At 74.0% G+C, this 13,695-nt stretch carries 12 protein-coding genes; 5 read left to right on the top strand and 7 right to left on the bottom strand.

Annotation, left to right across the window (positions count from 1 at the left end):
- Positions 1-97 precede the first annotated feature (97 nt).
- Positions 98-1,168: a hypothetical protein gene (locus tag OG309_RS15020; RefSeq protein ID WP_329421238.1), complete on the top strand. Its 1,071-nt coding sequence runs from the start codon at positions 98-100 to the stop codon at positions 1,166-1,168.
- Positions 1,165-2,259 carry a hypothetical protein gene (locus tag OG309_RS15025; protein WP_329421240.1) on the top strand — a complete coding sequence of 365 codons (1,095 nt, stop codon included), beginning with the start codon at positions 1,165-1,167 and terminating at the stop codon, positions 2,257-2,259. Before OG309_RS15020 ends, OG309_RS15025 begins: the two co-directional genes overlap by 4 nt.
- 15 nt (positions 2,260-2,274) lie before the next feature.
- Here OG309_RS15025 and OG309_RS15030 read toward each other — a convergent pair whose 3' ends face one another.
- On the bottom strand, positions 2,275-3,561 hold the full coding sequence (locus tag OG309_RS15030; RefSeq protein WP_329421241.1) for an acyltransferase family protein: 1,287 nt from the start codon (positions 3,559-3,561) through the stop codon (positions 2,275-2,277).
- Positions 3,562-3,740: 179 nt separating this feature from the next.
- Here OG309_RS15030 and OG309_RS15035 point away from each other — a divergent pair, with 179 nt between their 5' ends.
- The gene (locus OG309_RS15035) at positions 3,741-4,721 is read left to right on the top strand and encodes a hypothetical protein (RefSeq protein WP_329421242.1); all 981 of its coding nucleotides are present in this window, start codon (positions 3,741-3,743) and stop codon (positions 4,719-4,721) included.
- 3 nt (positions 4,722-4,724) lie between these two features.
- Here the strand turns inward: OG309_RS15035 and OG309_RS15040 are convergent, their stop codons facing one another.
- The 6 genes from OG309_RS15040 to rsmI form a co-directional block, all read right to left on the bottom strand.
- Complete coding sequence (locus OG309_RS15040) at positions 4,725-5,627, bottom strand: 4-(cytidine 5'-diphospho)-2-C-methyl-D-erythritol kinase (protein WP_329421244.1); 903 nt, start codon at positions 5,625-5,627, stop codon at positions 4,725-4,727.
- The gene (gene rsmA, locus OG309_RS15045) at positions 5,624-6,496 is read right to left on the bottom strand and encodes a 16S rRNA (adenine(1518)-N(6)/adenine(1519)-N(6))-dimethyltransferase RsmA (RefSeq protein WP_329421246.1); all 873 of its coding nucleotides are present in this window, start codon (positions 6,494-6,496) and stop codon (positions 5,624-5,626) included. The genes OG309_RS15040 and rsmA overlap by 4 nt, the downstream gene beginning before the upstream one ends.
- On the bottom strand, positions 6,493-7,659 hold the full coding sequence (locus OG309_RS15050; protein ID WP_329421247.1) for a ubiquitin-like domain-containing protein: 1,167 nt from the start codon (positions 7,657-7,659) through the stop codon (positions 6,493-6,495). Before OG309_RS15050 ends, rsmA begins: the two co-directional genes overlap by 4 nt.
- Before the next feature lie 72 nt (positions 7,660-7,731).
- Positions 7,732-8,604: a TatD family hydrolase gene (locus OG309_RS15055; protein WP_329421249.1), complete on the bottom strand. Its 873-nt coding sequence runs from the start codon at positions 8,602-8,604 to the stop codon at positions 7,732-7,734.
- 52 nt (positions 8,605-8,656) lie between these two features.
- Positions 8,657-9,085: a hypothetical protein gene (locus OG309_RS15060; RefSeq protein ID WP_329421250.1), complete on the bottom strand. Its 429-nt coding sequence runs from the start codon at positions 9,083-9,085 to the stop codon at positions 8,657-8,659.
- Between the two features lie 139 nt (positions 9,086-9,224).
- On the bottom strand, positions 9,225-10,112 hold the full coding sequence (gene rsmI, locus OG309_RS15065) for a 16S rRNA (cytidine(1402)-2'-O)-methyltransferase (RefSeq protein WP_329421251.1): 888 nt from the start codon (positions 10,110-10,112) through the stop codon (positions 9,225-9,227).
- A gap of 52 nt (positions 10,113-10,164) precedes the next feature.
- Between rsmI and OG309_RS15070 the strand changes: the two genes are divergently transcribed.
- A complete protein-coding gene (locus OG309_RS15070; protein ID WP_329421252.1) occupies positions 10,165-11,919 on the top strand; it encodes a dolichyl-phosphate-mannose--protein mannosyltransferase in 1,755 nt (584 codons plus the stop codon).
- A 125-nt stretch (positions 11,920-12,044) separates the two neighbouring features.
- Complete coding sequence (locus tag OG309_RS15075; RefSeq protein ID WP_329421253.1) at positions 12,045-13,694, top strand: penicillin-binding transpeptidase domain-containing protein; 1,650 nt, start codon at positions 12,045-12,047, stop codon at positions 13,692-13,694.
- Position 13,695 lies beyond the last annotated feature (1 nt).

Below are 13,695 nucleotides of genomic sequence, written 5' to 3' on the forward strand. Positions count from 1 at the left end.
ACCGGGGGATCGATCGACGTCCAGGGTAGACGGGCGGGGCGGGTGGGATAGCGTGCGGTGATTCGTTCGCGACTGTGTACAGGGGCGGGGGCCTGGGATGGACGACTCGGCATGGGCGCGGTTCCGGCGGCACCGCCGGCTGCCGCAGGCCACTCTGGTCCTGCTCGCGGCGGCGCTGATCGCGGGCTTCGTGCTGGTGCGGGCCGAGCGCCGGACGAGCCACGACACGGACGTGCTGGCCCGCGCCTGCGGCGGGGTGCTGCCCCGGGACGCGGTGCGCGGCCTGCTGCCCGAGGACGAGTGGTGGGACGAGCGGAGCGGCCCGGGGCCGCGCGGACTGGTCTCCTGCGGCGTGGGTGCCGACGAGGGGCGACTGGAGGTGACGGCGGTCCCGGTCCTGGAGGCCCCGCTGAAGGGCGTGCGGATCGAGCACGTCACCGGCGACCCCTACGAGCACGCGCCCCGCTGGGACGGGGACTACCGGCTCGCCGACGCCACGACCACGGTCGCCTGCCCGGGCGGGCTGCCCGGATACCCGCGGCCGGTGACCGGCTTCCGCGTGTACGGGTCGCTGTCCGGGGACGCGACCGACGACCTCCCGCGCGAGGCGGTCGCCCCGGCGGTGGCGGCCGTCGCGAACGGCCTGCGCGCGGACCACCACTGCGGTGGTGCGCCGGTGCGCGCGGCGGACGTGAAGCCGTTCCGGGACGCCGGGTCCGAGGAGGACGGGAAGGACACCCGGGCCGCCTGCGGCTGGTTCTCCCCCGCGTCGCTCGGCCCCGGCTGGAAGCCGACCGGGCAGGCCGACGACGGCGCCGCCCACACCGGGGCCCGCGGCTGCGAAACCGGCGGTCTGAAGGGCGCACGGAGCATCGGCGTGACGTCGGCGAGCTGGTGGGGCGAGCTCCTGCCGGAGGTACGCACGGAGTACGGGCACGAGCTGGCCACCGCGGGCCGGAGCACCCCGCCCCCCGGCACCGGCCGGCGTTCCTACACGGTCGCGGCCTGGGCCGAGGCCCGCTGCGCCGACGGCCCGGCCCTGCACCGGGTGAGTGTGACGGCCCAGGAGCGGGACGGCCTCGCGGACCGGGCCGACACGCTGCTCGGCCGCTACCTGGAGGCGGCGCACTGCCGCGACACGAAAAGCCTGGGGACGGTGTGGCAGTGAGCACGGAGACACCGACACGGCGCCGGCGGCTGCGCCTCGCGGCGGCCCTGGTCGCCGCGGCGGCCCTCGCCGCGGGCGCCCTCTTCTGGGCCTCGGGCGACGTGCGCCACGACGCGGCCCTGGACTCGGCGTGCGACGGCACTCTGGCGGCGGCTCCGGTGCGGGAGCTGGTGGACGGGGCAGAGGTGACGGCGGAGGTCCGGCGGGGCCACGGCGACTCCTGGTGGCAGTGCCGGGTCAGCGAGGCCGACGCCGACGAGGAGGACGGCCGGATCGACCTGCGCGTGACGGTGAGCGGGGCGGGCGACCGCCGGTCGAGCGTCCAGGCTGACCGCACCGACGCGCCGCTCGGCCGCGGCTGGACCGGCGGCTTCGCCTTCGACCCCGACCGGGACTCCGACGACCGTGGCGATGCCCTCGCCACGGTCCTGCTCGGGTGCGCCGGCAGACCGGGCGACGGCTTTGTCGCCGAGGTGCGCGCCCGGACCGACCGGCTCGACTTCGGCCGGCCCGAGGAACGAGCCCGGCTCGCCGCCGTACTGACCGGGACGGCGACGGCCTACGCCCGGCAGGAGGGGTGCCGGGTCGCCGAGGGCGAGCCGGTGCGGCAGGTCGGCGTCTCGGTGAACGCCTGGGACTACAGGCCCTTCGCCTCGGTCTCCGGCAGCTGCGCCGGCCTCGTGGACGCGCCGACCGCCGCCCGCTGGGGTGTGCGGACCGCCGTCGAAACCGCCGTAGGCCCCAAGCCCCAGGAGGGCTGCGTGCTCGGCGGCCTGAAGGGCGCCCCGCTCTACACCTTCACCGCCTCGTACGGCCCCGCCCTGGACGAGAACAGGCGGGACCGCCTGGAGTCCGCCACCGCCCGCCCGGGCGACCACCCCGACGGCCGCTACGCGCTGTGGTCCCGGTGCCATGACGCGGTCCGCCGCGCCGCCTACGACGTGTACGCGACCACCGACGCCCGCGACACGAGCCCCCTCTCACTGGACCACCCGGCCCTGCGCGCCGCCCTCCAGCGCTTCGCCGACCGCTCGGCGAAGGCCCACGGCTGCGACGCGCCGAGCACCGAGCCGGTGGACGACCTCGGCTGAGGACGGCGCCCCGACTCACCGCCCCCGCCCCGCCCGCTCCACCAGGAACCAGCCCGCCAGCGCCATCGCGACGGCGGCCGGGGCCGTGACGCGGACGGCTATCAGCGTGGAGGTGTGGCCCTCCAGGAGGCCGGCGAAGCCGGTGGTCGAGAGGGACAGGACGCCGAGCAGCGCCAGGGTGATGCCGAGGGCGGCGAGCGGGCCGCCGGTGCCGTCGGAGGGGGCGGGCGGGGACGGGCGCTCGAAGCGGCGGAAGAGGGCGACGAGGAGGGCCGTGAGGGCGGCCGCGGCGAGGAGGCGGGGCGGGGTCTGGGCCCACCAGGCGCCCGTGGCGGGGGCCGGCAGCGGGACGTCGAGGGCGAGCAGCGTGCCGTACACGCCGAGCATCGCCGTGAGGTGCCAGAGGAACGCGGTCATGGCGATGCCGTTCGCGGCGACGACCGCGTGCCAGACCCGGGCGCGGGCCGTGAGGCGGGCGCCGGGGCCCTTCAGGAGCTCGACCGCGCCGACCAGCCACAGGCCGTGGCAGAGCAGGGCGAGGGTCGGCGGGGCCATGTTGGAGACCTTCTCGCCGGGCATGCCGACCATCGAGAGGGGATACGGGCCGAGGGCCACCAGCAGGGCCGCGCCCGCGAGTCCCGTGGCGGCGAGGAGGGCGGGGCGGCGGATCATGCCGTCGGCGCGCAGGAAGCCGAGCTGGTGGACGGCCAGCCAGACGAAGGCGAAGTTCAGGAACTCCACGTACGGCACCCCGGCCGCGAAGCGCAGCACGTCCACCGCCACCGCACCCGCGACGAGGGCGGCGAACGCCCCCCAGCCCCAGCGCTCGTGCAGCCTCAGGAGCGGCGGGGTGAAGGCGACCATCGCCAGGTAGATGCCGATGAACCACAGCGGCTGGGTGACCAGCCTCAGCGCGACCCCGGTGAGTCCCCCGTCCGCGCCGAGCAGCTGGACGGCGAGGGCGAGGGCGCCCCACACCCCGATGAAGACCATCGTGGGGCGCAGGAGGCGTTGCAGCCGGGCCCGCAGGAAGGCCGCGTACCGCGGGCGCGAGCGGTGGGCGAGGGCGTGGGCGAAGCCTCCGACGAAGAAGAACACCGGCATCACCTGGAGGCCCCAGGTCAGCACCTGGAGGCCGGGGACGACGGCGAGGAGGTTGTCGATCCGCCCGTCGGCGGTGACGGCGGCCATCAGCCAGTGGCCGAGGACGACGACGGCGAGCGAGGCGACCCGGATCAGGTCGACGTAGCGGTCCCGGGTGGCCGGGGTCGCGGCAGCGAGGTCACGCGCGCTGGTTCCCATGCGGGTACGGTCCCGCGCCGGTGCCGCGTGCCGTCAGGGTCGCCGTACTCAACCCGCGCGTGAGTACGAACGGAGTGCTGTCCTCGGCCGCGCGGGCGACTCCCCGGCCCCGGCTGCCGGACAGACGACCTGACGGCCCGTCATGTTCGGGGGACGCACCGCATCCCCCAGGAGAGACCATGGCCCGCATCCCCCGCCTGGCCGTCGCCGTCGCCGCCGGCGCCGCGCTCGGCGTGTTCGCCGCCGGACCCGCCGCCTCCGCAGGCGACCCGACCGTGACGGACCCGCACGTCCTCGCGCACTTCGACTTCGCCGCCGGACAGACCCCGGAGAACATCGCCCTCGAACCCGACGGCTCCGCCGACCTCACGTTCCTCTACGCCCGCCAGGTCGCCCGCGTCGACCGGCACGGCGACACCCGGATCCTCGCCACCCTGCCCGCCGTGCAGAACCCGCAGACCCCGAACATCGGCGCCGCGATCGTCACCGGCATCGCCCGCGCCGAGGACGGCACCCTGTACGTCAACTACGCCACCGGGACGCCCGAGACCGGCGTCTGGCGCATCGCCCCCGACGGGAGCGCCCCCGAGCAGATCGCTCAGCTGCCCGCCGACGGCCTGCCCAACGGTCTCGCCCTCGACGAGGACTGCGGCTCCCTCTACGCCGCCGACTCGACCCTCGGCACCGTGTGGAAGGTCCCCCTGGACGGCGGCGAGCCCACCGCGTGGGCCACCGGGTCCGCGCTCGAACCCACCGCGGCGCTCCCCTTCGGCTCCAACGGCATCAAGCTGCACGACGGCGCCGTCTGGGTGTCCAACACGGCCCGGGGCACCCTGCTGCGCATCCCGTTCGGGGACGGGCACGACGGGGCCGCGGGCCCCGTCGAGACGCGGGCGACCGGGCTCACGACCATCGACGACTTCGCCTTCACCGGGCACGGCGACACCGTCCTCGCCGCCCTCAACACGCTCCACGAGCTCGCCTTCGTCCGCCCGGACGGCAGCCACAAGACGGTCCTCACACAGGCCGACGGACTGCAGAACCCGACCTCCGTGGCCGTGCACGCCAAGAGCGTCTACGTGAACAGCGCGGCCTTCTTCGTCGAGCAGAACCCTGACCCGAACCTGCTGCTCGCCCGGATCTCCAAGAACAAGGACTGAGGTCTAGCCGAGGACGGTCGCGCCCGGCGCCGGGGACGTCGCCACCCGGGCCGCGCGGCAGGTGCCGGAGGCGGTCAGGGCCGCCGCGACCGCCTCGGCGGCCTCGGCGTCCTTCACCAGGAACGCGGTCGTCGGGCCCGAGCCGGAGACCAGGGCGGCCAGCGCCCCGGCCGCCGTGCCGGCCTCCAGCGTCGCGGCCAGCGAGGGCCGCAGCGACAGGGCGGCGGCCTGGAGGCCGTTGGCGAGGGTCCCGGCGAGGGCGGTCGTGTCGCCGGTGCGCAGGGCGTCCAGCAGTGCCGGGGAGGCGACCGGCTCGGGCACCTCCACGCCCTCGTTGAGGCGGTCGAACTCGCCGTAGACGGCGGGGGTGGAGAGCCCGCCGTCGGCGACGGCGAAGACCCAGTGGAAGGCGCCGCCGACGGGAAGCTCCGTCAGCCGCTCGCCCCGGCCGACGCCGAGGGCGGCCCCGCCGACCAGGCTGAACGGCACGTCACTGCCCAGCTCGGCGCAGATCTCCAGGAGTTCGGCGCGCGGGGTGTCCAGGCCCCACAGGGCGTCGCAGGCCAGCAGGGCGCCCGCGCCGTCGGCGCTGCCGCCGGCCATGCCGCCCGCGACGGGGATGTCCTTGGCGATGTGCAGGTGCACGTCGGGGGCGATGCCGTGCCGGGCCGCGAGCAGCTCGGCCGCCCGGGCCGCCAGGTTGGTGCGGTCGAGCGGCACCTTGTCGGCGTCGGGGCCCTCGCAGGTGATCGTCAGCCCCTGCGCGGGCGTGGCGGTCACCTCGTCGTACAGGGAGACCGCGAGGAAGACGTTGGCCAGGTCGTGGAAGCCGTCGGGCCGGGCACCGCCGACCGCCAGCTGCACGTTGACCTTGGCGGGCACCCGTACGGTGACGGCGCCGCTCACGCCTTGGCCTCCGCGATCCGGGCGAACTCCTCGACCGTCAGGGCCTCGCCGCGCGCCTGCGGCGAGATGCCCGCCGCCACCAGGGCCGCCTCGGCCGCGGCGGGCGAGCCCGCCCAGGTCGCGAGGGCGGCGCGCAGGGTCTTGCGGCGCTGGGCGAAGGCCGCGTCGACGACCGCGAAGACCTCCCGCTTGGAGGCGGTGGTCCGCACCGGCTCGGTGCGCCGCACCAGCGAGACGAGGCCGGAGTCGACGTTGGGCGCGGGCCAGAAGACGTTGCGGCCGATGGAACCGGCCCGCTTGACCTCCGCGTACCAGTTGGCCTTGACCGACGGCACGCCGTACACCTTGTTGCCGGGCCGTGCGGCGAGCCGGTCGGCGACCTCGGCCTGGACCATGACGAGGGTCCGCTCGATGGTCGGGAAGCGGTCCAGCATGTGCAGCAGCACCGGGACGGCGACGTTGTACGGCAGGTTGGCGACGAGCGCGGTGGGCGGCGGGCCCGGCAGCTCCTGGACCTGCATGGCGTCGGAGTGGACCAGCGCGAAGCGGTCCTTCTTCCGCGGCATGCGGGCGGCGATGGTGGACGGCAGGGCGGCGGCGAGGATGTCGTCGATCTCGACGGCGGTCACCCGGTCCGCGGCCTCCAGGAGGGCGAGGGTGAGGGAGCCGAGTCCGGGTCCCACCTCCACGACCACGTCGTCGGGGCGCACCTCGGCCGTGCGGACGATCCGCCGGACCGTGTTCGCGTCGATGACGAAGTTCTGGCCCTTCTGCTTGGTCGGGCGCACGCCGAGGGCGGCGGCCAGCTCGCGGATGTCTGCGGGGCCGAGGAGGGCGTCGGGACTGTCGGGTCCGGTGGTGGTGCTCACCGGTACAGCCTACGGCCGCAGTGGGGCCACGGAGTCGCCCCCCGGGTCACGTACAGCTTCTTCGCCCGGAACGTCTGCTCTTCGGCGGAGGCGTTCTGGGCGACCCCGGTGCCGCCGAGCGAGCGCCAGGTGCCGGGGTCGAACTGGTAGAGCCCGCCGTAGGTGCCGGACGGGTCGACGGCGCCGGGGCGCCCGCCGGACTCGCAGGCGGCCAGCGCGCCCCAGTTCAAGCCGTCGGCCCCGGCGACGGAGGTGGGCAGCGCGCGGGTGCCGATCCGGACCTTCTGGGTGACGGGCTCGCGGACGGTCTCCTCGCCGGTGCGGCGGGGCCGCTGCCGGACGCCGTTGACGGTGCGCAGGCTGTACGTGACGCGGCGGACGCCGGGGACGCCCTGCCGTTCGACGAGCTCGGTCCCGGCGAAGAGCCCGGGGTCGCGGACCCGCTCGACGGCGTACGGCACGGGCTCCTCGCGGACCTCCTGGCTGCCGGTGATCCGCAGCACGGTGACGGTCTGCCCGTCGCGCGGGAAGGAGGCGGGCGGCACGGAGGTGGTGTCCTGGCCCGAGAGGGTGATCCCGGCCTCCTCGAAGGCCTCGCGGACGGTGGCCGCGTTGGTGCGGACGGTCCGCTCCCGGCCGTCGGCGAGGAAGGTGACCGTCCGCTCGGTGCGCACGTCGAGGGCCAGGCCCTGCCGGGAGATGGGCGCCGAGCGGGACGTGGACAGGTAGGCGCCCTCGGCGCGGACGCCCAGCTGCCGCAGGGCCCCGTCGACGGTCCGCGCGGTGGTCCACACCTGGCGGCGCTGCCCGTCGAGGGTGAGGGCGACGGGCCGCCCGTACCGGACGACGATCTCGTCGCCGCTGACGAGGGCGGCGCCGGGAGCCGGGGCGACGATGTCGTGGTCCCCGACGGCGAGGCCCTCGTCGGCGAGCAGCTCGTCGACGTCGTCGGCGAAGGTGTGCAGGGTGCGCGGGACGCCGTCGACGGAGAGCCGGACGGCCTTGTCCTGGGCGACGAAGGCGGTGGTGCCGCCGGCGAGGAACGCGACGACGAGGGCCTGCGGGACGATCCGCCGCAGCCCCTCGCCGGTGACGGGGGACGCCTTGCGCCGCCGGGCGGCCCGACGGGCGCCGGCGCGGTGACCGGACTGGGGGGTGCTCACGACGCCGGGACCCTAGTCCCGTGCACGCTCACTCTCCCGAACGACCCGACTACCTTACGTAACCGTTATGGATCAGTAATCGAAGGCGCGGGCCGTGTTCACGGCGATCGCCCCGGCCAGCTCCTCCTCGCCGATGCCGCGCACCGCCGCCATGGCCCGGACGGTGACCGGGATCAGGTACGGGGCGTTGGGGCGGCCCCGGTAGGGCGCGGGGGTGAGGAAGGGGGCGTCCGTCTCGACGAGGACGAGCTCCAGCGGGGCGACGGCGAGGGCGTCGCGCAGGGGCTGCGCGTTCTTGAAGGTGACGTTGCCGGCGAAGGACATGTAGTAGCCCTTGGCGGCGCAGATCTCGGCCATCTCGGCGTCGCCGGAGTAGCAGTGGAAGACGGTCCGCTCGGGGGCGCCCTCCTCGTCGAGGACCCGCAGGACGTCGGCGTGGGCCTCCCGGTCGTGGATGACGAGGGCCTTGTTCCGGCGCTTGGCGATCTCGATGTGGGCGCGGAAGGAACGCTCCTGGGCGGCCATGCCCTCGGGGCCGGTGCGGAAGTGGTCCAGGCCGGTCTCGCCGACGGCCCGGACGTACGGCAGGGCGGCCAGCCGGTCGATCTCGGCCAGGGCCTCGTCGAGCGCGGCGTCCCCGCCGCCCTCACGGGCCCCGTGGCGGGACCCCCCTCCCCCAGGATCGCCGAGGACGATCCGGGGCGCCTCGTTGGGGTGCAGGGCGACGGCCGCGTGCACGTTGTCGTACCGGGCGGCGGTCTCGGCGGCCCACTGGGAGCCCTTCAGGTCGCAGCCGACCTGGACGACCGTGGTGACGCCGACGGCGGCGGCCTTGGTCAGGGCCTCGTCGACGGTGCCGGACTGCATGTCGAGATGGGTGTGCGAGTCCGCGACCGGGACCAGCAGGGGCTCGGGCAGCGGCGGCGGGGCGTCCTTGGAACTCATGGCCCCGATCGTACGAGGGCCATGAGTCCGCCCGCCAAGGCCTGCCGCCGCGCTACTTCCGGGAGCGGAAGGGATGCAGCAGGTCGGAGAGGTGCCAGTGGTGCGCGGGCTTCTCCTGCTCAGGGCCGGCCGGAGTGTCCTCCGTGAGCTCCTGGCCGATCGGTCCCGCGATGGACACCGGCTTGGTCGCCTTCGCCCCGTGGCCGTGCCGCTCGGCGGCGGCCATCAGGTCGAGCACCGAGGACACCTGGCCCGAGCGCATGATCCGCACGACGTGACCGCCGCAGTTCATGCAGGTCGGGCTGGACAGCGGGGACGGGACCCGCTCTCCGTCGGCCTTGTAGACGATGAATTCGTGACCCTTGGCGTCGACGTGGTGCTCTATCTCGTACGCCTGCTCCCAGCCGTAGCCGCATCTCATGCAGGCGAAGGCATACGCCTCGTGTGCGACGGGCGTTCCGGTGCCGGTGATCTCAGTCATTCCAGCTCCTCTCCACTGGTCCAGTGGACGCCTTTTCCGGCCGGAGCGCATCAGTGGCGGAAAAACCATGGACGCTCTTTGGCGTTTCCTTGCCCTGAGGGGCTTCGGAGGGGCCCGCCGCCGGGTTCCGCTTTGCCTTTCAGATTAGTCCTTTACCGTTTCCGGGGCCTGCCGCCTCCGCATTCTTTGCCGCCACCACGGCATCGAACACCTCGCGCTTGGGAAGTCCCGCCTCGGCCGCGACGGCCGCGATGGCCTCCTTGCGGCGCTCCCCCGCCTCCTCGCGCACCCGCACCCTGCGCACCAGCTCCTCGGCGTCCAGTTCGGCGGGCGCGGCCTCCGGGGCGCCCTCGACGACGACGGTGATCTCACCGCGCACGCCCTCGGCCGCCCAGGCCGCGAGCTCGGCGAGCGGGCCGCGCTTGACCTCCTCGTACGTCTTGGTCAGCTCGCGGCAGACGGCGGCCCGGCGGTCGGCGCCGAAGACCTCGGCCATCGCGGCGAGCGTGTCGTCGAGCCGGTGCGGGGCCTCGAAGTACACGAGGGTCCGGCGCTCGTCCGCGACCTCGCGCAGCCGCCCGAGCCGCTCGCCCGCCTTGCGCGGCAGGAAGCCCTCGAAGCAGAAGCGGTCCACGGGCAGCCCGGACAGCGCGAGCGCGGTGAGCACGGCCGACGGGCCCGGCACGGCCGTGACCTTGATGTCCTGCTCGACGGCGGCCGCGACGAGGCGGTAGCCCGGGTCGGAGACCGACGGCATCCCGGCGTCCGTGACGAGCAGCACCCGGGCCCCGCCGACGAGTGCCTCGACCAGCTCGGGCGTGCGGGCGGACTCGTTGCCCTCGAAGTAGGACACGACCCGGCCCGTGGTGTGGATGCCGAGCGCGCGGGTCAGTCCGCGCAGCCTTCGGGTGTCCTCCGCGGCCACGATGTCCGCGTTCTCCAGTTCGGTGGCGAGCCGTGGCGGTGCGTCCGCGATGTCGCCGATGGGGGTCCCTGCGAGTACCAGCGTTCCTGTCACACGGGTCATCCTCCCAGCCCGGACAGGCGACGCGCACAGGCGCGTTCCCTACGATGGCGCGGTGACCAGTACCGCACCCGAGGCCCTGGAGGGTCAGCACCCCGTGGCACCCACCGTGGCAGAGCCCTCTTCGTGGCAGCGGCGGCTGCGGCAGTTCGGCTACCGGCCGGACACCACGGGCGCCCTCTCCGTCGGCCTGCGGGAACGGCTCGTGCCGCCGTACACCCGTCCCTCGGAGCGGCTGTGGTCGCTGCTGCTGATCGGGCCGGCCGCCGCCGACCGGATCTGGCGCGCCGCCGCCTGGGCCGGACCGCTGCTGGTCGCGCTGGTCGCGGGCGTGCTGCGGTTCTGGAACCTGGGCAAGCCGCACGCGGTGATATTCGATGAGACGTACTACGCGAAGGACTCCTGGGCCCTGATCAACCAGGGGTACGAGGGGGCGTGGCCGAAGGACATCGACAAGACGATCCTGAACGACCCCGGCGCGGTCCTCGTGCCCACCGACCCCGGGTACGTCGTGCACCCGCCGGTCGGCAAATGGGTCATCGGCATCGGCGAGAAGCTGTTCGGCTTCGAGCCGTTCGGCTGGCGTTTCATGGTCGCGCTGCTCGGCACCCTGTCGGTGCTGATGCTGTGCCGGATCGGGCGGCGCCTGTTCCGCTCGACGTTCCTGGGCTGTCTGGCGGGCCTGCTGCTCACCGTGGACGGCCTGCACTTCGTGATGAGCCGCACGGCGCTGCTCGACCAGGTGCTGATGTTCTTCGTGCTGGCGGCCTTCGGCTGTCTGGTCGTCGACCGGGACAAGGCGCGGGCCCGGCTCGCGGCGGGCCTGCCCGAGGACGAGCAGGGCGTGCTGCGGCCGGACGCGTCGGTCGCGGAGAGCCTGCGGCTCGGCTGGCGCCCGTGGCGGCTCGCGGCCGGCGTGATGCTCGGCCTGGCGGCCGGCACCAAGTGGAACGGCCTGTACATCATGGCCGCGTTCGGCCTGATGACCGTCCTGTGGGACCTCGGCGCCCGCCGCACGGCCGGGGCGATCCGTCCGTACGCGGCGGTCCTCAGGCGCGATCTGCTGCCGGCCTTCGTCTCCGTCGTCCCGGTGGCGATCGGCACCTACGTGCTGTCGTGGACCGGCTGGATCGTCACCGACAAGGGCTACTTCCGCAACTGGGCCGCCGAGCAGGACAAGCTGAACGGCGGCGGCGCCTGGGGCTGGCTGCCGGACTGGCTGCGCAGCCTGTGGCACTACGAGACCGAGGTCTACAAGTTCCACGTGGGCCTGAGCTCGCCGCACACCTACGAGTCCAACCCCTGGAGCTGGCTCGTCCTGGGCCGCCCGGTCTCCTACTTCTACGAGTCCCCCGCGCCCGGCCAGTCCGGCTGCCCCGAGGGCGCGAGCGACAAGTGCGCCCAGGAGGTCCTGGCCCTCGGCACGCCGCTGCTGTGGTGGGCGGCCTGCTTCGCGATCCTGTACGTGCTGTGGCGCTGGGCGTTCCGCCGTGACTGGCGCGCGGGCGCGATCGCCTGCGGCATCCTGGCCGGCTGGGCCCCCTGGCTCCTCTACCAGGAACGCACCATTTTCCTTTTCTACGCGGTGGTGTTCGTCCCGTTCCTGTGTCTCGCGGTGGCCATGATGGCCGGGGCGATCGTGGGACCTGCGGGTTCCTCGGAAAGACGGCGCACTTTCGGGGCGGTGGCCGCGGGAGTGCTCGTTCTCCTCATCGTCTGGAATTTCATCTATTTCTGGCCCCTGTACACCGGGGAGCCGATCCCGATTCAGGGTTGGCGGAACCGGATGTGGCTCGACACCTGGGTCTAGTCCCCCGCGCCGGAACCGGTGTAGCGGAAAACAGACGGTCCGGTCGCTTTCCGGTAACGACCGTTCCCGCTGTCACTCCTGCCCCATAGGCTGCCTGGGCCAACCTGGGGGAGGGAGTCGCAGTCATGCGCAGTGGTGTGAAGGTCGCGGTGGTCGGCGGGGTGTTCGTCGTCGTGGCGAGCGGGGTCGGGTACGGGGGATACAACCTCTGGAACGGGATCACCGGAGGATCGAACGGCGTCGGGACGCGTTCCGACGCCGCACCGAAGACCGGTCCCGTCACCTCCGACGAGGTGACCACGACCGCCAAGGACTTCCTCGCGGCCTGGGCGGACGGGGAGTTCGACCGCGCCGCGCAGCTGACCGACGACCCCGTCGCGTCGGGGCCCGCCCTGCTGGGCTTCCGCGAGCAGGCCCTGGCCGTCGACGCGACGATCACGCCGGGGCCGGCTACGGGCGCGACGGTGCCCTTCACGGTGAAGGCCACCGTCAGGCACGGGGTGCTCACCAAGCCCTGGACGTACACCTCGCAGCTCACCGTGGTGCGCGGAGCCACCACCGGACGTCCGCTGGTCGACTGGAAGCCGGCCGTCCTGCACCCGAAGCTGACCTCGGCGTCGGCGTCGATCCGCACCGGCGCGGCCGAGACGGCCGCGGTCGAGGCCGTCGACCGCAAGGGCCGGGTGCTCACGGCGGAGAAGTACCCGTCGCTCGGGCCGGTCCTGGACCAGCTCCGCGAGCGGTACGGCTCCACGACGGGCGGCAAGCCGGGTGTGGAGACCTTCGTCGACTCGGGCGTGGAGGGCGTGCCCGACACGACCCTCCTCACCCTCGCCAAGGGCGAGCCGGGCAAGCTGGAGACGACGATCGACGCCGATGTGCAGGCGGCGGCCGAGCGGGGCGTGCGCCGGTACGGCACGGCGTCCGTGGTCGCGGTCCAGCCGTCCACCGGCGCGGTACGGGCGGTCGCCAACAGCCCGGCGAACGGGTTCAACGCGGCCTTCGAGGGCAAGAAGATGCCCGGCTCCACGATGAAGATCGTCACCGCGGCGCTGCTGCTCGAAAAGGGCCTGGTCAAGGCCGACCAGGTCACCGAGTGCCCGACGAACGCCATGTACTACGGCCGGACCATCGGGAACCTGAAGGGCTTCTCGCTGGAGGGCGCGACCTTCGCGGAGAGCTTCGCGCGTTCCTGCAACACCGCCTTCATCAAGAAGATCGACGACGTGGAGAAGACCGAGGGCGACGACTACGGGCTGGCGCGCGAGGCCCGGCAGGTCTTCGGCATCGGGCTGGAGTGGAAGACCGGCATCCGGTCCACGGACGGCTCGGTGCCCGAGGAGACCGGCGGCGCGGCCGCGGAGCAGTACATCGGGCAGGGCACCGTCCAGATGAACCCGCTGAACATGGCGTCGATCACGGCCACCGCGAAGAGCGGCGTCTTCAGGCAGCCGTACCTGGTCGCCCAGGGCCTGGACGACCGCGCGTTCGCCCAGGCCCCGCGGAAGCTGTCGCCCTCGGTGGCCCGGCAGCTGCGCGACCTGATGCGGCGCACCGCGACGGCGGGCTACGGCACGGCGACCGGGGCGATGTCCTCGGTCGGCGGCGACAAGGGCGCCAAGACCGGCTCGGCCGAGGTCGGCGGCCAGGAGACCTCGGACTCGTGGTTCACCGCCTTCGCGGACGACCTCGCGGCGGCGGCGTACGTCGAGGGCGCCGGCCACGGCGCGACGGCGGCGGGGCCGATCGTGGCGGGGGTGCTGAACGCGGACTAGC

Source organism: Streptomyces sp. NBC_01268, from assembly GCF_036240795.1.
Classification (GTDB): domain Bacteria; phylum Actinomycetota; class Actinomycetes; order Streptomycetales; family Streptomycetaceae; genus Streptomyces.